Source organism: Marinobacter sp. (assembly GCF_039977835.1).
Lineage (GTDB): Bacteria > Pseudomonadota > Gammaproteobacteria > Pseudomonadales > Oleiphilaceae > Marinobacter.
Map to the genome: position 1 here is coordinate 104,417 of NZ_JBDWCL010000048.1, position 25,484 is coordinate 129,900.

Annotated in this window: 24 protein-coding genes; 9 read left to right on the forward strand and 15 right to left on the reverse strand. The window is 57.9% G+C overall.

The window, feature by feature from the left end:
* Nucleotides 1-9: 9 nt before the first annotated feature.
* The 5 genes from ABJM11_RS15055 to ABJM11_RS15075 form a co-directional block, all read right to left on the reverse strand.
* Nucleotides 10-1,377 (reverse strand): glutamine synthetase family protein, encoded by a 1,368-nt coding sequence (locus ABJM11_RS15055; protein ID WP_348293246.1) that lies wholly within the window; start codon nucleotides 1,375-1,377, stop codon nucleotides 10-12.
* A gap of 101 nt (nucleotides 1,378-1,478) precedes the next feature.
* Nucleotides 1,479-2,525, reverse strand: a complete 1,047-nt coding sequence (locus ABJM11_RS15060; RefSeq protein ID WP_036201943.1) for a TRAP transporter substrate-binding protein — start codon at nucleotides 2,523-2,525, stop codon at nucleotides 1,479-1,481.
* 90 nt (nucleotides 2,526-2,615) lie between these two features.
* On the reverse strand, nucleotides 2,616-3,938 hold the full coding sequence (locus ABJM11_RS15065) for a TRAP transporter large permease subunit (protein ID WP_348293248.1): 1,323 nt from the start codon (nucleotides 3,936-3,938) through the stop codon (nucleotides 2,616-2,618).
* Nucleotides 3,938-4,444, reverse strand: coding sequence for a TRAP transporter small permease subunit (locus ABJM11_RS15070; protein WP_348293250.1), 507 nt, complete (start codon nucleotides 4,442-4,444; stop codon nucleotides 3,938-3,940). Before ABJM11_RS15070 ends, ABJM11_RS15065 begins: the two co-directional genes overlap by 1 nt.
* 184 nt (nucleotides 4,445-4,628) lie before the next feature.
* Nucleotides 4,629-5,735, reverse strand: coding sequence for an AraC family transcriptional regulator ligand-binding domain-containing protein (locus tag ABJM11_RS15075; protein WP_348293252.1), 1,107 nt, complete (start codon nucleotides 5,733-5,735; stop codon nucleotides 4,629-4,631).
* A 230-nt stretch (nucleotides 5,736-5,965) separates the two neighbouring features.
* On the opposite strand from ABJM11_RS15075, the gene ABJM11_RS15080 reads away from it, so the two are divergent.
* Nucleotides 5,966-6,856, forward strand: a complete 891-nt coding sequence (locus ABJM11_RS15080; protein ID WP_348293253.1) for a metal-dependent hydrolase — start codon at nucleotides 5,966-5,968, stop codon at nucleotides 6,854-6,856.
* A gap of 43 nt (nucleotides 6,857-6,899) precedes the next feature.
* Here ABJM11_RS15080 and ABJM11_RS15085 read toward each other — a convergent pair whose 3' ends face one another.
* Together ABJM11_RS15085 and ABJM11_RS15090 are read right to left on the reverse strand one after the other, a co-directional pair.
* Nucleotides 6,900-8,000 (reverse strand): diguanylate cyclase, encoded by a 1,101-nt coding sequence (locus ABJM11_RS15085; protein WP_348293254.1) that lies wholly within the window; start codon nucleotides 7,998-8,000, stop codon nucleotides 6,900-6,902.
* Between the two features lie 133 nt (nucleotides 8,001-8,133).
* Complete coding sequence (locus ABJM11_RS15090; RefSeq protein ID WP_348293256.1) at nucleotides 8,134-8,949, reverse strand: SDR family NAD(P)-dependent oxidoreductase; 816 nt, start codon at nucleotides 8,947-8,949, stop codon at nucleotides 8,134-8,136.
* A 178-nt stretch (nucleotides 8,950-9,127) separates the two neighbouring features.
* On the opposite strand from ABJM11_RS15090, the gene ABJM11_RS15095 reads away from it, so the two are divergent.
* Entirely contained in the window at nucleotides 9,128-9,586 is a 459-nt protein-coding gene (locus tag ABJM11_RS15095; RefSeq protein ID WP_348293257.1) for a nodulation efficiency, NfeD-like protein, read from the forward strand.
* Nucleotides 9,587-9,589: 3 nt separating this feature from the next.
* Nucleotides 9,590-10,624 carry an SPFH domain-containing protein gene (locus tag ABJM11_RS15100; protein WP_348293258.1) on the forward strand — a complete coding sequence of 345 codons (1,035 nt, stop codon included), beginning with the start codon at nucleotides 9,590-9,592 and terminating at the stop codon, nucleotides 10,622-10,624.
* A 34-nt stretch (nucleotides 10,625-10,658) separates the two neighbouring features.
* On the opposite strand, the gene yfbR is transcribed toward ABJM11_RS15100, so the two are convergent.
* A complete protein-coding gene (gene yfbR, locus ABJM11_RS15105; protein ID WP_348293259.1) occupies nucleotides 10,659-11,252 on the reverse strand; it encodes a 5'-deoxynucleotidase in 594 nt (197 codons plus the stop codon).
* 106 nt (nucleotides 11,253-11,358) lie between these two features.
* Here yfbR and ABJM11_RS15110 point away from each other — a divergent pair, with 106 nt between their 5' ends.
* Nucleotides 11,359-12,177, forward strand: a complete 819-nt coding sequence (locus tag ABJM11_RS15110; protein ID WP_348293260.1) for an amino acid ABC transporter substrate-binding protein — start codon at nucleotides 11,359-11,361, stop codon at nucleotides 12,175-12,177.
* Between the two features lie 9 nt (nucleotides 12,178-12,186).
* On the opposite strand, the gene ABJM11_RS15115 is transcribed toward ABJM11_RS15110, so the two are convergent.
* Nucleotides 12,187-15,090 carry a DUF748 domain-containing protein gene (locus tag ABJM11_RS15115; RefSeq protein WP_348293261.1) on the reverse strand — a complete coding sequence of 968 codons (2,904 nt, stop codon included), beginning with the start codon at nucleotides 15,088-15,090 and terminating at the stop codon, nucleotides 12,187-12,189.
* 181 nt (nucleotides 15,091-15,271) lie between these two features.
* Between ABJM11_RS15115 and pdxH the strand changes: the two genes are divergently transcribed.
* The 5 genes from pdxH (at nucleotide 15,272) to ABJM11_RS15140 (ending at nucleotide 18,093) form a co-directional block, all read left to right on the forward strand.
* On the forward strand, nucleotides 15,272-15,907 hold the full coding sequence (gene pdxH / locus ABJM11_RS15120) for a pyridoxamine 5'-phosphate oxidase (protein ID WP_348293263.1): 636 nt from the start codon (nucleotides 15,272-15,274) through the stop codon (nucleotides 15,905-15,907).
* Nucleotides 15,888-16,637: a 4'-phosphopantetheinyl transferase superfamily protein gene (locus tag ABJM11_RS15125; RefSeq protein WP_348293264.1), complete on the forward strand. Its 750-nt coding sequence runs from the start codon at nucleotides 15,888-15,890 to the stop codon at nucleotides 16,635-16,637. Before pdxH ends, ABJM11_RS15125 begins: the two co-directional genes overlap by 20 nt.
* Nucleotides 16,638-16,639: 2 nt before the next feature.
* On the forward strand, nucleotides 16,640-17,227 hold the full coding sequence (locus ABJM11_RS15130) for a DNA-3-methyladenine glycosylase I (RefSeq protein WP_348293266.1): 588 nt from the start codon (nucleotides 16,640-16,642) through the stop codon (nucleotides 17,225-17,227).
* A 111-nt stretch (nucleotides 17,228-17,338) separates the two neighbouring features.
* Entirely contained in the window at nucleotides 17,339-17,644 is a 306-nt protein-coding gene (locus tag ABJM11_RS15135) for a DUF6482 family protein (RefSeq protein ID WP_348293268.1), read from the forward strand.
* Nucleotides 17,641-18,093 (forward strand): DUF3429 domain-containing protein, encoded by a 453-nt coding sequence (locus ABJM11_RS15140; protein ID WP_348293270.1) that lies wholly within the window; start codon nucleotides 17,641-17,643, stop codon nucleotides 18,091-18,093. The genes ABJM11_RS15135 and ABJM11_RS15140 overlap by 4 nt, the downstream gene beginning before the upstream one ends.
* 20 nt (nucleotides 18,094-18,113) lie before the next feature.
* Here ABJM11_RS15140 and ABJM11_RS15145 read toward each other — a convergent pair whose 3' ends face one another.
* From ABJM11_RS15145 to ABJM11_RS15170, 6 genes are all read right to left on the reverse strand, one after another.
* A complete protein-coding gene (locus ABJM11_RS15145) occupies nucleotides 18,114-19,112 on the reverse strand; it encodes a sigma-70 family RNA polymerase sigma factor (protein ID WP_348293272.1) in 999 nt (332 codons plus the stop codon).
* Nucleotides 19,113-19,181: 69 nt separating this feature from the next.
* Nucleotides 19,182-20,624, reverse strand: coding sequence for an aspartate kinase (locus ABJM11_RS15150; RefSeq protein ID WP_348293273.1), 1,443 nt, complete (start codon nucleotides 20,622-20,624; stop codon nucleotides 19,182-19,184).
* 51 nt (nucleotides 20,625-20,675) lie between these two features.
* Nucleotides 20,676-21,944: a diaminobutyrate--2-oxoglutarate transaminase gene (gene ectB, locus ABJM11_RS15155; RefSeq protein WP_348293274.1), complete on the reverse strand. Its 1,269-nt coding sequence runs from the start codon at nucleotides 21,942-21,944 to the stop codon at nucleotides 20,676-20,678.
* Nucleotides 21,945-22,075: 131 nt separating this feature from the next.
* A complete protein-coding gene (gene ectA / locus ABJM11_RS15160) occupies nucleotides 22,076-22,591 on the reverse strand; it encodes a diaminobutyrate acetyltransferase (RefSeq protein ID WP_348293275.1) in 516 nt (171 codons plus the stop codon).
* Between the two features lie 149 nt (nucleotides 22,592-22,740).
* Complete coding sequence (locus ABJM11_RS15165; RefSeq protein WP_348293276.1) at nucleotides 22,741-23,691, reverse strand: hypothetical protein; 951 nt, start codon at nucleotides 23,689-23,691, stop codon at nucleotides 22,741-22,743.
* Between the two features lie 8 nt (nucleotides 23,692-23,699).
* On the reverse strand, nucleotides 23,700-25,103 hold the full coding sequence (locus ABJM11_RS15170) for a sodium:solute symporter family transporter (RefSeq protein WP_348293278.1): 1,404 nt from the start codon (nucleotides 25,101-25,103) through the stop codon (nucleotides 23,700-23,702).
* Nucleotides 25,104-25,484 lie beyond the last annotated feature (381 nt).

Here is a 25,484-nt window from a genome sequence, read left to right on the forward strand (position 1 = left end):
AGCTGTGTCCTACGCCTGCTCAAATCCACGTTTGACTTCGTAATCGGTGACCACACGATCAAAGTCTTCCTGCTCCCACTCCGCACAGCGCACATAGTGATCAATGACCTCGCTGCCCATGGCTTCCCGGAGCATGGTCGAGCCGCGTAACGACTCCGTGGCTGCCCTCAATGTGGCTGGAATACTGCGCGCGGACTCGGCGCCATACGCATTGCCGGAAAACTCCGGCTCCAGCTCGAGCTTGCCTTCGATGCCGGCGATGGTGGCGGCAATCTGCGACGCCAGTGCCAGATACGGATTGAGGTCCGAACCGCCGATGCGGCACTCCACCCGCACGGCGTCGGTGTTGGGTGCAACAACCCGGTAGCCAGCGGTCCGGTTGTCGATGGACCAGACGGTACTGGTCGGCGCGAAGGTGCCGGCGGCAAATCGCTTGTACGAGTTAACGTAGGGCGCGAGGAAGAAGGTGGTGTCGTTGGCGTATTCCAGCAGCCCGGCCAACGCATGCTCCATGGTTCTGGACATGCCATGGGCGCCACTGGGGTCGTAGAACACCGATTTGCCCTTGCTGTCCGAGAGGGCCTGGTGGATATGGCTGGATGACCCGGCGGCGTTGTGATTCCACTTGGCCATGAAGCTCACACTGCGCCCGTGCTGCCACGCGATTTCCTTGACGGCGTTCTTCACCAGAACGTGGGTGTCGGCCATGGTGAGCGGGTCGGAGTAGTGGATGTTGAGTTCGGCCTGCCCGGCGTCGGCCTCACCTTTGCTGCTCTCAACCGTGATGCCCGCCTGGTAGAGCCCGTTGCGAATCGGGCGCATCACATCTTCCTCACGGGTGGTCTGGAAGATGTGATAATCCTCGTTATAGGGGCTGATGGGCGTCATGTGGTGATACTGACGCTTTTGCATTTCCTCGAAGGTTTCCCGGAAGATGAAAAATTCCAGTTCAGTGGCCGTGGTCATCTGTAGCCCCATGGCCGACAGCCGTTCCAGTTGTTTTTTCAGCACCGCCCGGGGCGAGTGTGGAACGGGCTCGTGCGTGACGTGGTCAATCAGATCACACAGGATGAAGGCGGTACCCTCGAGCCACGGCAAACGTCGCAGCGTGGTCAGATCCGGCTTCATCACATAGTCGCCGTAACCGGCCGCCCAACTGGTCGAGGCGTAGTTCTCCACCGTTGTCATCTCCAGGTCGGTGGCCACCAGGTACTTGCAGCAGTGACTTTCCTCCCAGGCAGTGTCTATAAAGTACTGGGCCTGGAAGCGCTTGCCCATGAGACGACCCTGCATATCCGGGATTGCTGCCACGACCGTATCAATCGTGCCGTCTTCAACACTCTTTTTCAGTTCTTTAAAGGACAGTTGAGCTGCCATCTCATGGCTCCGCAATATCAGTTAGGCAAACAGACACCGCGTTCAGTGGCAACTGACATCAAACTGATGGCCACTGAACGCAGGGTTTTCTCGCGACCCACTCAGGTGTATCGATAGGGCCGTCCGGCTTTCTCCATTTTTTCGTTGTATTCCTTGAGGATCTTGACCACCCGCGCCTTGGTTTCGGATTCCTGGGCGACCTCGTCCCAGAAGACACGCGCCGCTTTTTCGACTTCTGCCCATTCCTTGTCCGGAATGGTGGTCAGCTTCATTTTCGTGCCGTCTGTACGCAGTTTGGCCTCGCCTCCCCAATACCACCACTGACGGTAATAGTGAGAGCTGTCCATGGTCAGTTTAAGCAGTTCCTTGAGGTGATCCGGAAGCTCGTTGTAGCGATCCATATTGGCGAAGAAGGATCCCGCCCAGGCCCCGGAAATATTGTTGGTCAGGAAGTAGTTGGTCACATCCGCCCAGCCCACCGTGTAGTCCTCGGTAATACCCGACCAGGCGATGCCGTCCAGCTCACCCGTCTGCACCGCGACTTCAATATCCTCCCAGGGCAGCTGAACCGGCACCACGCCGAACTGGCTCATGAAGCGGCCCGCGGTCGGGAAGGTGAAGACCCGCTTGCCCTTGAGATCCTCGAGGCTGTGAATCGGCTCTTTGGTGGCGAAATGGCAGGGATCCCAGGCACCGGCAGACAGGTGCTTGACCCCCACCTTGGAATATTCCTCGTCCCAGATTTCGTTGAGCCCGTACTGATTGAACAGCACAGGCACGTCCAGCGAATAACGGCTGGCGAACGGGAAGTAGCCACCGAAAACAGTAACCTCGGTGGGTGAGGCCATGGAGTCATCGTCGGACTGAACCGCGTCAATGGTGCCTTTCTGCATGGCACGGAACAGTTCCCCCGTGGGAACAAGCTGATCGGCAAAATAGAGCTCAATCTGCATCTCTTTGCCGGCAATACGGTTGAAGCTGTCGATCGCAGGTTTGACCACATGCTCTGCCAGGGCCGGCCCGGCGTAGGTTTGCAGTCGCCATCGTATCTTCGGCTCCTGCGCGTATAGTCTGGGCGGCGTGAGGGCGGCGGCCCCGGCCAGTGCTGCTACGGATGCTGATGCGAGAAATTTACGTCTTGTGGTCATGGCGACCTCCTTGACTGACGCTTGTTATGGAAGCCGGCCGGCCTCCGGGGTGTTACTCGACATTCGTACTCATCCAAAAATCCTGAAGACTCACTTGTTGTAAACGTACTCCGGCAGCCAGAGCGCAATCTGTGGAAACGCCATGATCAGCGCCAGTGCCACCAGCATCACGCAGACAAACGGGAGAATCGAACTGTAGATATCGCGCAGGGAAATTTCAGGCGGCGCCATGGCCCGCATGAGGAACAGGTTGTAACCGAAAGGGGGCGTCATGTAGGCGATCTGGGTGGTAATTGTGTAGAGAACGCCATACCAGATCAGATCAAAACCAAGGGCCGCCACAAGAGGCACGTACAGGGGCGCCACAATCACCAGCATTGCGGTATCGTCCAGGAAGGTCCCCATCAGCAGGAACGACAACTGCATCATGATCAGGATCATCCAGGGGTTCAGCCCCAGTTGTTCGGTAAACAGGTTGTCGATGGCCTTCACCGCGCCCAGCCCATCAAACACCGCCCCGAAACCCAGGGCGGCGAGGATGATCCACATGAACATGCAGGAAATGGCCAGCGTCTGTCGCACGGAAGCCTCAAACACCGCCCGGGTCATCCGGCGTTTAAGGATCGCCGCGGTGAATGCCGCCATGGCGCCGATGGCCGAACTTTCCACCAGGCTGGTCCAGCCGTTGACGAACGGCACCATCATGGAGGCGAAAATAACCACCGGGAGAACCCCGGCACGCAACAGGCGTAACTTTTCACCCAGGCTGACCTGGCGCTCCTCTTTTGGCAGCACGGGCCCGAGTTCCGGCTGAAGGCGACAGCGCACGGCAATGTACACGATAAACATCAAGGCCATGATCAGCCCGGGCACAACGCCCGCAAGCCAAAGCTGCCCCACCGGCTGGCGGGCAATCATGGCGTATAACACCAGCACGACCGAGGGCGGCACCAGAATGCCCAGGGAGGAACCCGCCTGAACCACGCCAGTCACCATGCGCTTGTCATAACCCCGCCGCAGCAATTCGGGCAGGGCGATGGTGGCACCGATGGCCATACCGGCAACCGACAAACCGTTCATGGCCGACACCAGCACCATCAGGCCAATGGTGCCAATGGCAAGCCCGCCATGAATCGGCCCCATCCAGACATGGAACATTCGGTAGAGGTCATCGGCGATTTTCGATTCCGAGAGCACGTAGCCCATGAAGATAAACATCGGCAGCGTCAGCAGCGGATACCAGTTCATCAGCTTCATGGCGGAAGAGAAGGGAATATCGGAACCTCCCGTTCCCCACAGCGCCAGCGCGGATGCTGCCGCTACGGCGCCGATTGCCCCGAACACACGCTGGCCGGTCATCAGCATCAACATCATCGAGGCGAACATGAAAAGGGCGATGAGATCGTAAGACATCAGAGGTCTTCTCCCCGAATACGAGCGATGTCTTTGAAAAGCTCCGATACCGCCTGCAACAACATGAGTGAGAAGCCGATGCACATCACCACCTTGATCGGCCACATGTAGGGTCGCCACGCGGATGCGCTGCGTTCGCCGTATTGAATCGCATAGCTGGTGCTGTCATAGGCGCCGTAAAGGAGTACGCCCAGAAAGAAAATCAGGAAGAAAATGGTGAAGACATCAAACCAGGCTTTTTTACGAGCTGACCAGTTGCCGTAGAACAGGTCCATGCGCACATGGGCATCCAGCTGGATCGAATAGGGCCCGCCCAGGATGTAATACGCCACCATGGCAAACTGCGCGGCTTCGAGCGTCCATAAAGAGGGAAGGAAAAAAGCTTTGGAAATGGACGACCATAGCAGAATCGCGACCATGACAAAGATGCCGTACATCACCGCTCTGCCAATACGGTAATTTACAGCATCCACGAATCGGATGTATCCGTTGACGAAAGGTGGCATCTACAGACCCCACTCAATGCGTTAGCGAGCCAGTCAGATAGCCGCACGGCCATGGACTGCTGCATTCCCTAGTCGCAATCAGGTTATTGCGATAAGCAATCGCAACAATGTCCTGTTTTTTCTGTAACCGAACTTTCAAGCTAGCACAGCATTTTTGACCTGTCGCCTTACCGGAAGGTTTTTGTCACGGACCAACCTCAGGCGCCGGATCCGGACCACCCTCGCGGAATTCGCTGGCCGACTTGCCGGTCCACTTGCGAAACGCGCGGCTGAAGTTGGACAGGTCGGCATAGCCCAGCTCGTAGGCGATCTCGCTGACCGACTGATTGGTATACCGCAAAAGCTGAATGGCGCGGTCTTTCAGTACGGCCTCGACGATTTCACGGTAGGTGGTGTCCTTTTCCGCCAGCCGCCGCTTCAGGGTTCGGGACGACACGCAAAAGCGTTTCGCCATGGCCTCAAGGGACGGCAGCGGCCCGGGCATCATGTGGAGCATGTTACGGATGGCGTAGGTGATGTCGCCCTGGTCTTTCAGCGCCTTCTGCAGCTCGAACTCGCACTGGTCCCGGGCCATCCGGGAGGCTTCCGCGTCTGCCAGGCGCATGCGGGTGTCCAGCAGACCCTTGGGGAACACCATGGTTTCCTCGGGTTGGCCGTACTCGAAGGGCACTGGCAACTGGGGAGCAAACTTGCGGTAGTACGCCGGTTCCGGTGAGGTCAGTCGCACTTTCACGCCAGGGAGTTTGCCGTCCGCCAGCGGGAAGCCCCGTTTATCCGCATCTTCCCGGTCAATCAGCTGTTCTGCCAGCAGCATCAGGGTCGCGCTTACGGTTTCTGCCAGAAAGCGGTACTGGGTGGGTACGTCGAATTCGGTTTTTAACCGCACCAGCACATGATCGCCGGTATCGGTCAAAGTCATGGTCAGAAAGGGTACCCGTAATTGCAGATAACGCCGCACCGAATCCAGGGCGCCGGCGAGGGTGGGGCTGGTCAGGGCCGCAAAGCCGAGAGTACCGTGGATGGTTACCCGCAGCTCGCGGGCCAGCATGAAGCTCAGGCCGTTCTTACCGGCCAGGTCCAGGGCCCGTTCCACCATCACGATGGCGTCGGTAACGAAGACCCGGCTGTCGTTGGACTGCAGGTCCTGAGGGGCGAACTCCATGCCCTCATACAGACTGCGGTCGTTGTAGCCCAGTTGCCGCACCACATCCGCCAGCACCCGGAGGTACACACCGGGAACCAGGAACAGTCCCAGCATCTGCCGTTCTTTCTCCGGGCCCGGGTTCGCCATGCAGGTTCCTTTTTGTTGGGGGAGGACTCACTGCTACCGATGCTATCAGAAGCCCGCCAAAGCGGCACTGTGACTGGAGGCACCTGCAGTTACGTCAGCTCAGTCAATCAAGGCCGGTTCTGGCCCCTACTCCACGACGCCCGTCCCCTTTTCGCATTCAAAGGCTGCGTTGACTCACCCACACTGGAGCCATCACATCAGGCATAGCGCCACAGCGCGGGAGTAACGACATGCTGAGAACGAAAACCACCGAGTCCAACCCGGTTGCACGCACGCCGGAAAACGTCGCCATCAAACCTCAACGCATGGGTTTCGAGTTCGGGGAAAAGGTTCCCCGTTACTGGCTCGATAGCAGCTACACCCTGAGCCACACCATGAACGCGCTGTCTGTGCTGTTTCCCCAGGGTGAGCAGTTCTTCGTGGACTCGGTCCGCTACTTCCAGGACCAGCTTAACGATCCCCAACTGAAAAAGGATGTGCGGGGTTTTATCGGTCAGGAAGCCATGCATTCCCTGGAGCACAAGGCCATGAACCAGCATGTGCGGGACCAGGGCATGCCGGTGGAAGAGCTTGAGGAGCACCTGGAAGTGGTGCTGGGGATTGCCAGGAAGCTGCCCGAACGCCACCAGTTGGCCATCACCTGTGCCCTGGAGCACATGACGGCAATGATGGCGGACATGCTGCTGGCGAGAGACGACGTTCGTGAGGACATGCACGAGACCATACGCCCACTGTGGGTATGGCATGCCATCGAAGAAACCGAACACAAGGCAGTGGCCTACGATGTGTTCAACCAGGCCGGCGGCACCTACGCAGAGCGTACTTTCTATCTGGCGTTCAGCACGGCCGCACTGGGTGTGATGGCCAGTTACTTCACCACGCGGATGATGCTGAACGACCGCAAGAACTTTTCGCTGAAGGACAGTGCCCGCGGCCTCTGGCGCATGTGGGGCAGGAATGGCACCTTCTCCAGCCTGATTCCGACCTGGCTGGAATACTTCAAGCCAGGTTTCCACCCCTGGGACCACGACAACAGTGAGCTGATTGCCCGCTTCAAGGAACAGATCAACGAGTACATTGCCCCGCAGTACCAGAAGGGTAATCGTCGGACGATTCAGTGAGGAGCGACTGACTCCGTGCAGCCGTAGGCCGGTACCTCACTGCTCAAACTGATCCGCCCGCAAGGCGCTGCCCCTTGACTGCAGACATTCCAGCCCTGGCAACCATATTACGACCGGCGCGTTTGCAGCTGAACAGGCAGCGGTCGGCGGTCCGGAACAGTGATTCCGCGTCGCTGCCGTGATCGGGGTAGTGTGCAATACCAAACGATGCCGTCACATTGATCATGGCGTCGCCGTACTTTAAATCGCTGTCAGCAATACGTTGGCGCAATTCATCCATCAACTGGAAGGAATCCTCTGGCTTGACGTCCCGCAGAATAAGGCCGAATTCCTCCCCGCCCAGCCGGCCGACACTGTCGGTCGTGCGCAGGCGTTCGGTCAGGCGGCGGCTGATATTGCGCAGCACCTCATCTCCCGCGTCATGACCCATGGTGTCGTTGACGATTTTGAAGTAGTCGATGTCCATGATCACCAGGGCAAATCCCAGGCCACTGCGATCGCACTCCGCAAGGGTTCGTGCCAGGGTACTCTGAAAACTGGCGCGGTTGGACAGGCCGGTGAGGGCGTCGGTCTGCGCCAGGGTAAACAGTTTGTGTTCGGCTTCTTCCCGGCGGGTTTCATAGAGATGAATGAATCCCAGCATCAGCACGGCGCATAGCACCATGTTCAGAAGGTCAATCATGGTCGGTGCGTCAGCCACAAACTCGAGATGCACATAAAAGGCGATACAGCCGGCTACCATAAACGGCACGCTGAGCACGAAGCCCTCTTTTTTGCCCAGCAGAAGATAGGCCAGGACCGGCATCATCAGCACCCAGACATAGGCGGTCACCGAGGCTTCGGGCACCAACATGATCAGTAGAAAGAAGGAAAATCCGGTGGTCAGGTAACAGTAAATCCAGCGCTGAAGATGCGGCGTGCGATTGATCCGGGGGACCCCCAGAAACAGCACGCCACTGGCGACGAGCTCGCCGGTACCCAGCCAGAGGTAGCCATTAAGAATCTGCAGGCAGCCGAAAACCACAAGCGCGGAGCCGGTCACCAGAAATAATGCCCGCATCAGCGAGCGGCGATGGGTGTCCCGCAGCCCTGAGCGGCTTTGCTCAAGCGAGGCCCCAAGGTCCGGGTGCTGTGGTGTTTTCATCCTGCCTCTTTCCCTGAACAACAGCGGACGGGAGCTCCCCTGTACGTAAAATATACAGGGCCGGCCGCCGGGCTTCAATCACTCCGGCGGCAGGGTCGCAAGGCAGGCTTCCGGGCGCTGTCCGCCCGGCGGATCAGAGGTACAGATTTTTGCGCGAAAATCGCTCAACCAGCGGCTGATAGGCAGAGCCAAGCACCCGGTTCAGGGCGTCAATACCCCACGCATCAGGACCTACGAGGATGCGGGACTCATCCTTCAGAATGCCTCTTACAATAGTCTCGGCCGCTTTGTCAGGCGTGGTCATGGCAATCTTGTCGAAACCTTTACGCTGGGCATCGGCGTTCTCGGATTTACCCATCCGGGCCGAGTTGGCGATGTTGGTGCGGATACCGCCGGGGTGTACACAACTGACAGCCACCGCCTGCTTTTCCAGCTTCATTTCCTGCCGCAGGGATTCGGTGAAACCGCGAACCGCAAACTTGGCAGCGTTGTAGGCGCTTTGTTTGGGCACGCCAATCAGGCCGAACACACTGGAGATGTTAACCACATGGCCGTCACCGGAGGCTATCAGGTGTGGCAGGAATGCCCGGGTGCCATGGGCTACGCCCCAGAAGTCGATGTCCATGACCCACTTGAAATCCTCGTCGGACATTTCCCGAACACTGCAGGACAGAGCCACACCAGCGTTGTTGACCACCAGATTGACCTGCCCGAAATCGCTCAGTACCTGATCGGCATGGGCGTAGATCGCATCACGGTCCGACACATCCAGACGGTAGGTTCTGACCTCGGTAGTGCTGCATTGGGCCGCCGTTTCGGCGAGGCCAGCCTCGTTAACGTCCGACAGCGCCAGCCGACACCCCTTTGCCGCCAGTGCCGCGGCCAGCGCCCGGCCGATACCGGAACCCGCACCCGTAACCACGGCTACCCTGTTGTTCAGATCCTTCATCGTCGATGACCTCTTGTTATGCGATGGACTGCTTACTCTAACAGGTGTCTGGCCGGGGGATATGGCAATAATGCGGGTCATAGCGGGGCAATAGAGCCAGTTTCTGTGACCCGTACATCCGTGACAGGGTACAATCCGCTGCTCTCATCGTTTATCTGTCACTAACGGATGTTTCTGTATGGAGTGGAGTCTGACGCATTTCTGGCTGATTCTGGCCCTGGTGCTGAGCCTAGCGGAGCTGACATCCGGCGTGCTGGTGCTGCTGGCACTGGGTATCGCCGCCGCGCTGACGGCCCTGCTGACCTTTCTGGGCGCGCCGTTTGAGTGGCAACTGGTGGGTATGGGCGTATTTTCCGGCATTCTGGTTCCTATTGCCATTCGCTGGATCAAGCCGCGGTTCTCTCCCAAAGGCGTGGCGTATGGAACAACCGGCACGGGCGTCGAGCAAGGCAGGCCGTACAGGACGGTCAAGCGGGACTTCGACGGCGCCAGCGGCCTCAAGGTCAATGGCGATTTCTATCGCCTGCGCACCAGCGATACCGGCATGACCGAACTGCCGGAAGGCACCGAGGTTATTTTCGAACGTTTTGACGGCACCACTGCCGTTGTTCACACGATCAATCACAAGGAGCAGTAAACAATGGAATCGGTTATCTCCCCCGGGCTGGTTATCAGCCTCATCTTTGTTGTCATTGGCATTTTCATCATCGCCAAGGGCCTGGTTATCGTCCGCCAGTCCGAGGTTATGGTTATCGAGCGTCTGGGTTCGTTCAATCGTATCCTGGAAAGTGGTGTGAACATCATCATTCCGTTCATTGAGCGCCCGCGCGCCATCACCATGACCCGATACATGCGTATCGGCGACGAATACCACCCCAGCAGCAGCTTTGAAACGCGCATTGACCGCCGCGAGACCGTGATGGACTTCCCGGGCCAGCCGGTAGTGACCACGGACAACGTAACCGTGAATATCAATGGCGCGCTGTACTATCAGATCATTGATCCGCGTCGTGCGGTTTACGAAGTGGCCAACATGAGCCAGGCGGTCGAGGTACTGGCGAAAACCACTTTGCGTTCGGTGGTGGGCAAGATGGAGCTGGACAAGCTGTTCGAGTCCCGCAGCGAAGTGAACAACGCCATCCAGGCGGAAATGGAAGAAGCCGCCTCGAAATGGGGGGTGAAGCTGACCCGCGTTGAGGTTCAAGACATCAGCATGCCGGAAGAGGTGGAAGAGGCCATGCGCCTGCAGATGGCTGCAGAGCGTAAGCGCCGTGCCACCGTCACCGAGGCAGAAGGCGAGAAGTCCGCCGCCATTGCCATGGCCCAGGGCCAGCGCGAATCTGCCATTCTCAATGCGGAAGGCGACAAGCAATCCGCCATCCTGCGTGCGCAGGGTGAGCAGGAGTCCATTCGACTGGTGCTGAGCGCCATCGGAGACTCCGAAGAGAACAAGCAGACGGTTATCGGTTATCTGCTGGGTCAGAGTTACATCAAGGTGTTGCCAAACATGGCCAAGGACGGAGAGCGGGTGTTCGTGCCTTATGAGTCCTCGGCCCTGCTGGGTTCCATGGGCATGTTCCGGGAGCTGGCAGGCAGCCCCGAGGATATCGTGCGCCAGAGCGTGAAGCAGGACGGCCTGCGCGGTGGCATGGTGGCATCAGCCGGCAACAGCTGATAGTGAGCATCCATACCAGTGGCCGTCGCAAGCCTTACCCCAAAAGGTTGTCGAGCGGCCGCTGGTAGCCCGGCGCAAACACCTCCAGGAAGTACATCACCTCCGGCAGAGCCTCCTCCTCCAGCTTTTTCAGGATGTGACCGGCGGCCGGCTCGAACTCCTTGTTACCCGCCTGCATTTCCGCCTGGCATTTCAGTAACGCGGACAACCGGTCAGCAGCCTTGATCAGCTCCCTCTCTTCCGGTGCCCACCGGGACTCACTGATGTAAGGATCGAAATCGTCACGGAGATCATCCGGCAACAGGGCGAGCAATTCCGCCTCAGCCTTGTGCTCGATGTCGCCGAACGCTTCGCGCATAACCCTGGAGTGATATTTGACCGGTGTCGGCATATCCCCCGTTATCACTTCGGTGGCGTCATGATAGAGCGCTGCCGCCGCAATCCGGTCAACATTCACTTGCCCTCCGAAGTGTCGGTTGCGAATAATGGCAAGGGCGTGGGCCAGGGTTGCCACCTCCCAGGAATGGGTGGCGACATTTTCTTCGATGGCGTTACGCATCAGGCCCCAGCGTCTTATCCAGCGAAGCCGGGATATATAGGCAAAGAAATGGCTCAGTGGGCGGCTCATAAAAATGTACCGTTTTGCATGAGTTTATAATTAATCTCTTATGGTTACGAAATAACAGTGCTAATCTGAATGTTCGTTCAATAGTTACCAGCGCGGAACCGCAATCTTGAATCTCACATGCCTGACGAAAACTGCTTTTCTGTATTCTGGCCCGATACTGGCTCTGGCACTGGGGTTCATCACCAATGCCTCAGCAGAAACCGAGATTGCCGTCGGCGTCTATAACTTCCCTCCCGTCGCGGCCGTACGAGATAATGACCGTGCGGACGGCTTGCTGGGGGATATCCTTGCCGAACTCGACGCTGCCCACAGCGACCTCACCTTTCGCATCGTCCATACCTCCCCCAAACGCAGGCACCTGGATTTTGAAGCGGGGCTCTACGACGTCATCTTCTTCGAGAGTCTGAACTGGGGCTGGGAGTCCCTGTCGGTGGAGGCCACACGCCCGGTGCTGACAGACCAGGACATCTACGTAGCTCTCAACAAGCCCGACCGGGATCAAAGCTTTTTCGATAATATTGCTGACCGCACCATCGTCGCCATATCCGGCTATCATTACGGCTTCGCGGGCCTGACAACGGACGATGCCGAACTGGAAGAACGCTTCCAGATCGAATTCTCCCACAGTCACGACCGCAACCTGAACCTTATCAAGGCTGACCGGCCATCACTTGCTGAAGTCGCTGTCATCAACCGGTCCTATCTCCAGATGTATCTGAAGCAACACCCGGAGGACAAAGACCGGTTTCTGGTGTCCGAAGTAACCGATCAGACCTACCAGCTTCGCATCCTCACCCGGATAGGCGGCCCGTTGCAGGCCGTAGCCCTGGAGCAGTTGTTAATGCCGCTGATCGAAGACGGCCGTTACCAGCAAATGGTTGAACATCATGGGCTGCTGTTGCCACCGGAACTTGCCAGTAACTGACCTGCACCATCAGCGGGCATCAAGTTCAAACCCAATGGTTACCTTGCCATCCTCATCGGCGCTTGCGTTACGCACCGGGTCCAGCAGAAACAGCTGACTTTCCGGCACGTCATGGTTCTCCTGCATCTGCCGGCGTAACCAGACCCCCCGCGCCGAGGCCAGATTACCAAGCGCTTCCGGTGGCAAGTCGACATCTGTAATCAGCCGGTCCACCAGCGCCTGTTCCCATCCCGACTGGCTGACCTGGCCACTCTCTCCGGCAACATCGTCGCGGAAATCCTTCAGCGTGGCGATGTTATCGGACTCGGAGTAGGCCTGTTCCAGGCGTGCAACACGCTGGGATGCTGACGTTGTTTCCGCAATACCCAACTGCTCGAACAGCCTCTCCCGCCTTAATCCTTTGGCATCCGCCTCCGGTGCAACGGCTCCACGAACATTCAGTACGAGCGCAGGACGGTCGCTAAGGGCTGTGCCCAGTGCCTCCAGCTTGGCATTTTCGCCTTCCGCCAGTGCTACCCGGCCGGGCTCGAAGCGGATTTGGCCCAGGTCTTCTCCTGACAGCCCTGCCATATCCGCGATGGAGCCCAGCATACTGAAGGGCGATGTTGCAGCTTTGGCCACCAGATTGACGAAGGCTCTCATCACCACCTGACCCACACTGAATTCGGGGTTTTCCAGGTCGCCACTGATCGGAAGATTGATATCAATGACCCCGTTCCGGTCTCTCAGCAAGGCAAGGCCCAGTTTGACCGGCGCACTGACCGCATCATCGCTGGCCACGGGGTCGCCGAGTTCGAGACGGTTCATGATGACACTGTTGCCGGCGTCAATATTACTGCCGGAGAATTTGTAATCCAGATCGAGGTTCAGTTTTCCGCTGTCGACTCCATAACCGAGATAGCGGCCGAAGTAGGGCGATAACATGGGCAGGGAAAGGTTCTCCATGCTCAGCTTGAGTTCACTGGTGTCTTCCGTTCCCAGCGTCCCGAGGGAACCATCGAGTGTCATGCTGGCAACGTCTCCGACGCGGCCCTGCACCGATACCTTACCCTGCTGCGGCGCGATATTGCTCAGGCCGGTTACCGAACCACGCAGTTGATCGAAACGCGTGGTAAAGGTCGGGTCCATGGTGCGATCGGTGTAGGACACAGCACCTTCTTCGAGCATGAGTTGTCCGATGCGGAAGATGAACTGAGGCTCTCCATCATTCGCCTGCGAACCCGTGTCAGTGTCTTCCGCCTGGGTTGACGGGATGATTCGCTCGAGATTGTGCACGCCATTAGCGCCGCGAACCACGTTGACGGCCGGAGCTGCAAGAGTGACCGTGCCGATTTCCAGCCGTGCGGGTGCCACATTGTATTCCACCGGCTCCAGTCGGAGGTTCTGCCAGGAAATCAACTTCTCTTCACTGTCGCCGAGCCGGACATCCAGTGACGTCACTTCGCCGGTGCCACTGAAAGTGCCCGTCAGCGGATCCTGCTGCTGATCCAGATCCAGATTTCCGTCCATATTCAGGCGGCCGTCCCTGATATCCAGGTTTGCCTCTTGGCTGATATAGGCACCGAACTGGGCCAGGGCAATATCAGAGCCGGAAACGCCCGCTTCCAGAGTGAAGGGCGCCAGTGTGGTCTGGCCATTAAACACGAGGCGACCACCGTCTCCCAGAGTAGCGTCCGCCTTGTAGTTGACCGGCTCTTCCAGCCGGTGGGAAAGCTCGCCAACGCTTATATTCAGGTCCTTTAACGACAGCGCCGCTTCGGTTTGCAGCTGCTCATCCCGCCAGTTCACGGCACTGTCGGCAAGTTCTACACCAGCCACTGACCAGCGAAAAGGGGTGTCGCCGGATGCGGAACTCTCTGTCGAGTCATTGCCATCCCCCTGTTGAAGTGGCTCAAGCAGGTTGATCGACCCATCCGCGTTGCGATGCAGTGACAGGTTAACGCCCTCAATACTGACGGTTCCCGTGGCAGCTTCGCGGCTATTGAGCCCGAACCGTATGTCGCCAATACGGACGCTTTGCGTGGTAAGCAGTTCCTCGTCATTATCCCTCTGGCCAAGACCCAGGTTATCAATGGTGATTTGGCCATTGGAGGTCGTCAGGAACAGCTCACCGGCGGATTGCAGCTCGTACTCGGTACTTAACGTTACACTCCCGCTGCGAAGCTGATAGGGAAGGTAGGGCTTGAGGAAATGCTGAAGCGTGACGTGGGTCACCCCCCCGAGCTTCAGAAAGCCCTTTGAATACAGGGGAGTAATGCTCAGATCCCCCTCCCACTCGATGGTCTGGCTGCCAACCGCTGCCAACAGGTAATAGTTGCTATCAACCCCATCCCGTGGCCAGGTGGCCAGATCGTTCAGCGACAGGTCCAGCGGAGTGACCCGGAACTCCTCCTTTGCTCCCTGGCTGAAATCCCGGAACAACAGCTCGCCACCGGCCACCCTGACCCGGTCAAAGTACACATGAGCCGGCTCTGCGGACGAATTTTCCTCGGTGGCCGTTTGTTCTGCCGGCGGATTGTTTGCCTGCCAGTCCCTGGCATAATTGACACTGTAGTCGTCCAGCAGATCCAGACGTATATAGGGTTCTTCAAGCTCGATGTTCTGTAGCGCAACAACACCGGTCACCAGCCGCCAGAGCCCGAGATTAGCATAGAGACGATCGAAGGCGACAACACGTTCATCATCGCTGTCGGTCGCCGCCAGATTCAGGACCTCGGCGCTCATGGTAAACGGGTTCACGCGGATATCTTCCACCTCTGCCTGCCACCCCATGTGCTGGTCCAACCTTTCCGGCAATGTCCGTTCCAGCCACCAGGGCAGCCCAACGAACCCCACAAGGGCATAGATCACGACCAGAACCAGTACAACGCCCGAAATATTTCTGGCCAATCGTCGTGTGCGGTTTGCAACCACCCTGTTTTCTCCTTGTTGGTTGTTGGTGAGGGCTACAGCACAGCCCATACCAGTCTACCAAGGATAGTCCGCAAGTAACGGTTTTGTCAGCCGGAACCGCTGGCAGACTGACAGGGGGCAAGGAAGCCGATATTCTTATGTCACCGTATTAAACGATCGATCCCTGACACAGGTAACCCTGATGGACATTAGCGATATGCGACGCGACTTCGAGAGCGAAGGCCTGGATCGCGATGCTCTCGATAACAACCCGGTCAGACAGTTCCAGACCTGGTTTGGCGATGCCCGTGAAGCCGGCATTCTCGAACCCAATGCGATGTCGCTAGCCACCACCGGTGGTGACGGCATGCCGGATATACGCACGGTACTACTGAAGTATTTCGATGAGTCCGGCTTCGTGTTCTACACCAACTATGGCAGCCGGAAGGCACGGGAACTGGCAGAGAACCCGAAAGCAGCGCTGCTGTTTCCCTGGATCGCCCTCAACCGACAAGTACGAATCCAGGGAAAGGTCGAAAAGGTCAGCAAATCCGAATCACTGCGTTACTTCGCCTCACGCCCACGGGGCAGCCAGATCGGGGCCTGGGTATCGGAACAAAGTCGGGCCATTACCTCCCGCGGACTGTTGGAGCAGAAAGTGGCGGAGATCAAGCGCCGGTTCAGCGAAGGCGAGATACCACTGCCGGACTTCTGGGGTGGCTATCGGGTGGTGCCCGAACGCATCGAATTCTGGCAGGGTCGTCCTAGCCGGTTGCACGACCGGTTTGAATATGTGAAACAGGACAACGGGTGGATCATTGACCGTCTCCAACCCTGAGAAAGCTCCCACGGTCTGGCTGTGCCGGGAACCGCTCGTGGAAAGTCCGGCCACGCCGCAATGGCTGACTGCGTTTGAACAGGCCACGGTGGCGGCGTTCAGCGGCATTCGACGCCAGGAATACCTGTGCAGCCGTTGGCTGATTCGTCAGGCGCTGGCAGGCGCTTCCGGCACAGCGGGTGCGGAGTGCCGTCCCGTCGACGGCAGGCCAGTTTGCTCAGAACATCCTCCGGGATGGCACCTGTCCCTGAGCCACAGCCACGGCTACTCTGCCTGTGCCGTGTCAGACACCCCCGGCCTGGGGCTGGACATCGAGCCCCGCAGCCGGCATCCGCACTGGCAGAAAGTGGTCCGGCGCTGGTTCACACCCAGCGAACAAGCCTGGCTGCTCAACGCTAACCACTGCGAGGACTTCCTCAAGGTCTGGACGCTCAAGGAGGCCTGGCTGAAAGCAACCGGTCGGGGTATTGCCGGTAATTTACAGACACTGGAGGTAACCCCGGAATTTCAGCTGTTCGGGGATCGCGAGGACGATGGCTGGATGGCCTCCGCTGGCCTGGTTGGCGATTTTCTGGTGGCGTTGGTTTACCATCAATCCGGTCGCTCGTTACCCTCAGGGGTACTCTTGCAGACTCCCGGGGACCCCTTGCAGGCCAGCCAGCCGGCCCAGTCCATTGCTACGGTGAACTGGCTGTTCCACAATCCCGTCATCATCCGCAAGCAGGAGTGATTATGGAAGATCAGCAACGCTGCCCCTGGTGTGGCGACGACCCTCTCTACATGGATTACCACGACAACGTGTGGGGCCGGCCGGAATACGATGACCTGGCGCTGTTCGAAAAACTGTGCCTCGATGGCCAGCAGGCCGGACTGAGCTGGATTACCATTCTGAAGAAACAGGAGAGCTACCGGGCCGCCTACGATCACTTCGACCCCCAGCGCATTGCCCGTTACGACGACAGCAAGATTGAATCGCTGCTGCAGGACCCGGGCATTATCCGCAACCGTCTGAAGGTGAAGTCCATTATCCGTAACGCCAGAGGCTATCTGGACCTGCAGGAGCAGGGCCATTCGTTCAGCAACTTCCTGTGGTCCTTCGTGGGTAACGCGCCAATCCAGAACCATTGGGACAACATCGGTCAGGTCCCGATATACACCCCGGAAGCGGAGGCCATGTCCAGGGCGCTGAAACAGCAGGGGTTCAATTTTGTAGGCCCCACCATTGTTTACGCGTTCATGCAGGCGGTGGGGATGGTGAACGACCACCTCACCTGCTGCCCACAACATTCGGTGTGCAGGGAGCTTGCCGGCAAGGTGTGAACCCCCGTTTTTCCTGCCAGTATCCGGCCCCCGGATGATCCCAAACGATCCGCCTCTCGTAAGTCCGTGGGTAGTACATCATCCCCCGGGTACGACTATGAGAGCAAAACGGTGAGAATAACCCTGGAAGAACTCAGGCACATACCTGACCTGACCATTGACCTGCTGGAAATCATCTCTTTGGAGGGGCAGCAGTACATGGCAAGGCTGGTCATTGACGGGACGTATCATCTCCTTTCCGACACCAGGAATCATACCCGCCTGTTTCGCAGCAGCTGGGAAATCCAGGACACCCTGGCCAGTTTGAATATCATGTCCACTGAGGTGGTGCATCCGTCCGCCTACCACGAGATGATTGGCATGGAGCCTGCCGACATTAAACCCATGAGAATAAGGGTGCAGGGGCGCAACTCGTGATTGCGGTCGCCAGACTGGCGATTGTCGTTGGCATTGCCGGCCTGTTGCCGTTTCTTGCCGCGATCCTCGGCCTGTTCATGATGCCCGCCAAAAGCGTGGTCATCATCAGTTATTTCTACCTTTACAGCGCCGGCATTCTTGCCTTTATGGCGGGTATCTACTGGCCTCTGGCCATGCAGCTGGAAAACCGGTGCTATCCTCTCTCACCGCTGGTCACCATGCTGCTCAGCCAGGTATTTTTTATCTCGGCAGGCATCGGGCTTTTGCTGCCCGTCGCCGCCCAGGTCGTGCTTTATACCGTGGCCTACATTGCACTCTATGTAGTGGACGCTCGCTGGATGAGGGGATACTGGCCCCAGTGGTACCTGAAACTGAGGCTGGTTCTGACGGCGATTGTGTTGTTGTGTCAGGTGGCGGCCGGTACCTGGTTCTTTATGGCCCATGGCTGAGCGCCCCCAACCTCCGGAGCCTAGCTCCGGAGTGCTTCTTCCGGGTTTTCGAGCTGACCTCTCAGTTTTCTCAGGGCTCCCTTTTCTATCTGCCTGACCCGCTCTCGGCTGATACCGAGATGATCGGATATAACCTGAAGGGTTTCCGGTTCTGGCAGGCCCAAGCCGAAGCGTCGGGACAGCACGTCTTTTTCCCGTGAACTGAGTTCCGCAAGCAACGCCGCCAGAGTACGCTTGCGGTCCCGGTGGAGCATGTCATGATCAGGCGCGGATTGCTCACCCGCGCTCAGGCTGTCACCAAGGGTGACACTCCCTTCAGCGGTTACCGGCATATCCACCGACACTTCCATACTTGCCAGGGCACGTAATTCGCCGATTCGCGAAGGCGATACTTCGATTTCCCGTGCCAGCTCACTTTGTGACGGCGTGCGTCCCAGGGTCTGGTGAAGCATCAGGGCGGTTTTCTGAAGTAGACGAATTTCGTCCACCACGTTCTCGGGGGTATGTACCAGGCGGGTACCCCGCTTCATACAGCGCTTCACCTCTTCGCTGATCCACCAGTAGGCGTAAGTGGAAAAACGAAACCCTTTGGTGGGGTCGAACCGTTCTACAGCCTTGATGAGACCAACGTTGGCATCCTGGATAACGTCAGACATGGGGATACCGCGGTTGGCATAACGCCGTGCAATATGTACCGCGAGCCGCAGGTTACTCTGTATCAGCCGCTGACGGCTGTCTGTGGCAAGGTGATAGGCACGCCGGCATCTGGTTGAGAATGCACAGGCATCCCCGAGGCTTCCGACGACTTCCCGATAGGTCTGGGGGGTGTCCTCGGGTAAGCCCATCCCTGCCGAGATAATGCGGTAACAGAAGGACAGTCGTCGGGAAAGACGACGCTCACCCTCGTTGGTCAGCAGTTCGTAACGGGACGCATCCCTGAAGTACAGCCCTACAAGGGATTCCGTTTCGCCGGAGTGGGCTATGGTCGGAGACGGCCCCGGGCTCAGAAGTTCATTCATGGCACAGGTTCCGGTCGTAAATTTATAGAAGATACGCGCGGAACAGGGCCATGGATTCCCGGTGCCAGATCAGGCAGCGACGATGGCGTATTCGTGGTTGTAGGGCTCAATCAATACACCGTGGAGCGCCACAATGGTCTTCTTGTAGGCGTCTTCATCCACCACAAACTGGATGTCCACCTGGCGCATGCATTGGTGCAGGGCCAGAATATTGATTTCTTCGTCAGCCAGTGCCTTGACCGACCGTGCCAGAATGCCCGGTATCTTGATATCACTGCCAATGGCAGACACTATCGCTACCTTGCGGGTGCTGATCTCCGCATTGGGGAACTCGTCTTTCAGTGCCCGCACCACCCGCTTGACGTGCTTGAGTGTGCTGTCCACGTAATGAGTGATGGTGTTGGCGTTGGTGTCCTTGGACACGAAGCGCACTTTGAAACGCCCCAGCACTTCCAGAATGCGGCGATCGGAGCCGGGTTCGCCCTGCATATCCTGATCAAATACCTCAATGGCGAAAACACCCTTGTTGCCGGCGATGATCTCTACCTGCGGCTTTTCACTGACGTAGTCACCGGTGATCAGGGTGCCGGTGTGTTCCGGTTCGAAGGTGTTCATGACCCGCAGCGGGATCTCATTCTGGCGCATGCCCTTGCCCGCACGCGGATGAATGGCTTCCATTCCCAGGTTCGCCAGTTGGTCCGCCACATCGTAGTTCGTACGCCCCAGCGGCACCACCTTGTCTGCACCGACAATGTTGGGATCGGCAGAGCTCAGATGGTACTCCTTGTGGATGATCGCCTCGCGCGCATTGGTGATGACTGCCACGCGGCTGAAGGTCATCTCGCTGTATCCGCGGTCAAAGGTGCGCATCAGGCCTTCCTTGCACTGGGCATAGCCGGTAACAATAGGCAGCTCACGGGTAAGGTCCACCGCATCGAACGCCTGTTTGAGCTTCTCGTCCAGTGGCAACAGCTCGTTGTCGCGCCAGCCAGTGAGGTCAACAAAGCGTGCGTTGATGCCTTCCTGCTGAAGTTTCAGGGCCGTGTTGAAGGCACTGTGGGCTTCGCCAATGCCGGCCAGCATTTCCCGCACGGTCAGAAGATGCTCTTCCAGTTGGAACTGCCCATAGGAACACAGGCGCTGCAGATCAATCAGGCAACCACGAACCCCTTCAATCCTGTCAGTAATAAACTGGTCCGCCTGCTGCTTGAGCATCGGATCGTGGAACAGATCACCGTTGATGTCGGTCAGGAACTTGATCAGCTTGGTGAGGTCATCCCCCCAGGCCCAGTCGGATTCCGCATCAGCAAACAGTGCGTAAACGCCCGGCTCGCCGGTTTTCTTGTGCTCCAGCAGTTCATCGGTGACACCGCCATAGGCGGAGACCACGAATATGCGCTGGTAGAGGTCGTCCTTTTCGCGCCCGCCGAGAATGATATTGTCGCGCACGGCCTCATAGTTACTCATCGAGGTACCGCCAATCTTCTCTACGGTGTGTTGTTCGCTAGTCATAGTGTTACCGTCGTTATCCTGCAGAATGAATTTTGGGGGATGACAGGCGTCTCAGGACGCCTTGCTCATTCCTTCCTGCATGATTTCATCCACGCTTTCCGCCAGAAGTCTAGCACCTTTACGCAGATCGTCGTCGCTGGTGGTCAGCGGCATCAGGCATTTGATCACTTCGTCGTTGGGGCCGCTGGTTTCGATAATCAGGCCCTTCTCAAAGGCGCGGCTGGTGATCCTGTCGGTCAGCTCGGCGCGGGTGGCTTCAATACCACGCATCATGCCCCTGCCTTTCATCCGGAACTCGCCCGGATACTTGTCACAGATGGCTTGCAGCCCTTCACCCAGCACTTCGGTCTTGGCCTTCACATCGTTGGCAAAGGCGTTGTCTTTCCAATAGGTTTCTATGGCTGCGCGGGCGGTTACAAAGGCCATGTTGTTACCGCGGAAGGTGCCGTTGTGCTCGCCCGAGCTCCAGATATCCAGCTCCGGCTTGAACAGCACCAGCGCCATGGGCAGGCCATAGCCACTAAGGGACTTGGAAACGGTCACGATGTCTGGCTTGATACCGGCAAACTCGAAGCTGAAGAACTCGCCGGTGCGACCGTTGCCTGCCTGGATATCGTCCAGAATGAGGAGGATATCGTGCTTCCTGCACAGCTTCTCAAGGCCCTGCAACCACTCAGCGCGGGCGGCGTTCAGGCCACCTTCACCCTGGACTGCCTCGACGATCACCGCCGCCGGCAGCTCAAAGCCGGACGAGCCATCGGACAACACCTTGTCCATGATCTCCAGGGTATCCACATTCTCACCCAGGTAGCCATCGTAGAACATGAAGTCCACGTTACCCAGCGGGGTGCCAACACCGCCACGATGGTGCTTGTTCCCGGTGGCGGCAACGGCGCCCATGGTCACGCCGTGGAAGCCGTTGGTGAAGGAGACAATGCCATTACGTCCTTTTACCTTGCGGGCCAGCTTGAGGGCCGCTTCCACGCAGTTGGTGCCGGTCGGGCCAGTGAACTGCATTTTGTAGTTCAGACCACGGGGGTCCAGGATGTGCTTCTTGTAGGACTCAATGAAGTCATGCTTTGCCGTGGTGAACATATCCAGGCCCTGACTGACACCATCGCTTTCAATGTACTCCAGCAGCGCTTTCTTGAGAATGTCGTTGTTGTGGCCATAATTCAGGGAGCCGGCGCCGGCGAGAAAATCCAGGTATTCCTTGCCATCCTCGGTGTAGAGGTGCGCGTTCTTGGCGCGGTTGAAAATCACCGGAAAGGCACGGGAGTAAACACGTACTTCGGATTCAGTCGACTTGAAAAGTTCCATGGTCTTGCCTCTTAGCATGTCAGGTTCGAGGTAGTTGTGCGGTGGCACGTTGGTTTAGGCCGTTGTGACAGATTCACCTCAGCAATCTGCCGGCCAGTCCAAACAGGGGTATCGGTCGTTCGGGAAGGCTGCTAGGCCGGCTTGGTGAAAGGCCCGATGCGGAGCAGGAATTCGGAGTCGTGCTTGCCGCCGAAGTGGGTCTCTTTCTCAAAGTGCTCGTGAAAGGTGAGTTCAGCACCCATGTCACGGGCAAAGGACCGGAACAGCGCCCAGGAAGCCTCATTATCTTCAGTGATGGTGGTTTCCATGTGGGTCACGTTTTTACATGCGTCCCGGGCCACAATCGCCTTCAACATCCGCTTGGCCAGGCCCTGCCCACGACCTTTCTCGTGAACGGCCACCTGCCATACAAAGACGGTTTCGGGCTGTTGGGGGGGGATGTAACCGGAAATAAAGCCGACCAGGTCGCCGTCTATCTCCGCCGCCACGCCGGTTTCGGCAAAGTGGCTGCACTGCAGGAGGTTGCAGTATATCGAGTTGGGGTCCAGCGGCGGGCATTCCGCTACCAGCTGGTGGAGCCTGTAGCCATCATCCTTGACCGGTGTGCGGAGGTTGATGGCGGTGGTATTCGAGCCTTCAGATGTCATAACGTGATCGATTCGCCTCAAAAAGTTAGCGTAGAATTATATAGACCACAAAATATATTTCAAGTCAGGCTTACTGACGACTCTGCCAGAAACGCAGCCCTTCTCTCCAAGAATAGCCTCTATTGCGGCCTGCGCCAGTGACAAATTCGTTACACAGCGGAGGGGAAAACAATACGATCTGACGTCAGGGATGTGCCGTCGACAATACGACTCCGGTACGACACAGCCGCTGCCGTACCACCAGGCCACAGCTGATCGAAGCGCGGCAGCCAGGCTCCTATATCGTAGGCAACGGGCACCAGGGACACGTTCAGCCCTCGCCGCTCAACACCGGCAACAGGCTCAAATTGCGGACTTGTCAGGCCAATGCGGGTAATCAGGCCCCGCGGGTCGTGTTCCAGATTCCCCATACCTGCGGAGCCGTTATTAACCACGACGCGACTGCGCTCTTCCACCGTTCCTGACCAGAGCACAGGCAGGCAGGTGTGTGTGGAGGCAATTACATCGGCTTCGGACTCGGCAAGCCATTCAGCCAGCTTCAATTCATTGGCCGCCACAAACGACTCATGGGCCAGTCCCCATCCCGCCAGAGACTCCGGGTCGCCGTGCACCACTAAAATCTTTAGGCCTCCAAACAACAGGCAGCGATAGCGTGGCAGCAGGCGAAGTCGCTTCTGGATGTCCGGGTGGTCGCAAGCCACTCCCTGCAGTCGCTCCATGATGCGGTTGGAACGCTCGACCACGCCCTGGTCAACGAAGTCCGGGTAAGCACAGCCACAGCCCGCACCATCACTTGGGATGGCCAGCTCGTAGTCCACGTTACCCAGGCTGACCGTATGATCCAGCACCCGGCAATTGATTTCCCTGAACAGGGTATCGCTGGCGTTGAACCAGTTGAAATCACCATTGAACACCAGCTTGACCCTGTGCCCCTGGCGCTCCTCCGCAAGCGCCATCCGCTCAATTTCATCTAGAGCGTATGGGTTGCCGTACAGCCCGCCAATGATGTAAAGCACGTCCTCATTAACCTGCCGGGGCTCCCGGCACAAGTCGGAGGGTTTGTATCGATAGGCCAGGGGGCAGCTTCGACCTTCGCTCATACCAATGCCTAGACCTCACCGGCCGCAAGGGAGCGCCCGGCCAGCTTGCGAGCCACCAACGGCAGGAAGAAGCCGGCCGTACAGATCAGGAAGCCGTAGGCATTCACACCGAGCAGCATTGCATAAGCTCCTTCACCAATGGCCCAGCTGGACGGGATCAGACCCACTGCCAACAGCACACCCAGCCCCAGGCCAGTCCAGAAACTCAGATGAAAACTCCAGGGTGACCAACGGGTGAAGCCGTAAAACAGAAAAACCGGTGCAAGCCCCATGACCATAGTCCCGGAAATCGTTGTCGCTTTCAGAATATCGGTACCGGCGAACATCGGCAGGTTGCCCAGCAAAGCGAAGACAATCATGATCACCGCCCCCACCCTCACACTCGGCAACCGATCCTTCGCTCGCTTTGCCAACCGCGGCAGGTCCACCGCCAGCGACTTCGCCAGCGAGCTGAACGTGGAGTCCAGCGTCGAACCGGCGGACGTCATCATCACCACACTCATGAAGAACAGTGCGGCCAGGCCGAGCGATTGCCCCACCGCCGCCGGCGCATTGCCCATGGCCTCAATACCGTTGAGACGGGCATGGACACCCACCAGGCTGAAGATAAACACCGCCACAAAGCCCAGCAGCCCCGCCACCACAAAGCTCTTGAGCATGGTTTTCTCCCTGTTTACGAACCCCCGGTCGGTCAGCACCGGATCATGAAAGGGATAGCTGAACATCTGCAACAATGCCACCAGCAACAGATCAAAACCGGCATTGAGCTTGAATTCCCCGTTGGAGAGCAGGGCACTGGTATCGTTGGCCGGCACAATCAGAAACAGCACCGCCCCGACAAAGAACACGAACACAAAGGCCTGGATCACATCGGTAAAAATCGACGACCGCAAACCACCCTTGAGGCTGTAGGCCAGGGTGAACACGGTAAACAGCATCGCCGCACCGTAGTACTCCCACTCCCCAGGCAGCCCGAAGTAACCACCGACCACAGCGGTATTGCTCCAAACCTCGTTATACAACCGGATCAGAATCGCCGCTGCAAACGCCAGACTGGCAAGCCGGCCAAACCGGGACGTCAGGAAATCCTGCAGACTACGGGCCCCGGTCTGGGTACGGATCAGGTAAATGATGTACCCGGCCACCGGAATCGACAGCCAGTAACTGGCATAGGCAAGCCCACCGGTTACGCCGTAGGCGGCACCCAGGTTGGCGGCGTTGGTCACCGACTTGGCAAAAATCCAGCTGATAAAAATACTCGCCGTCAGCGACCACTGGCCCACCGGATTGCCTTCGTCATCAGCTCCCTTGTAGAAAGAATTGGCGTTCTTACTCTTGGGCGACAACACATACATCACCACCCCATAAACCACCAAAAATCCCCAAAACAGGGAAGCTTCCGTAAAGTTCATTGCCTGTTCTGTCCTCGTTCTTTGTTGTCCGGGGCTTTTCCCGTGTCTTCAAGTTCGGGAGTTATCGGGGCCGGTGGGTCGGGGGTCAAAAAAACGCCCGTGAACCCATCCATGGGGGGCTTGGTCGCGCCATCCCTGGCGCTCCACATTTTTTGACCCCCGACCCACCGTCCCCTTGTCCAAATTCTGCGTTGCTTCCCCGGTTTCACAGCCGAAGCAGCAGCGAAAAACGTTCCTGTCTTTACCCAACGAATTGCAGTGATTCAACCGCGGTCTGGGGGTGGTGTTTTATTTCCGCCAGGAAAAAGGTGTCTGAGCGAAGCGAGTTCTTTTTCCCAAGGAAATAAAACACCACCCCCAGGCCGCCAACTCCCAGCAACC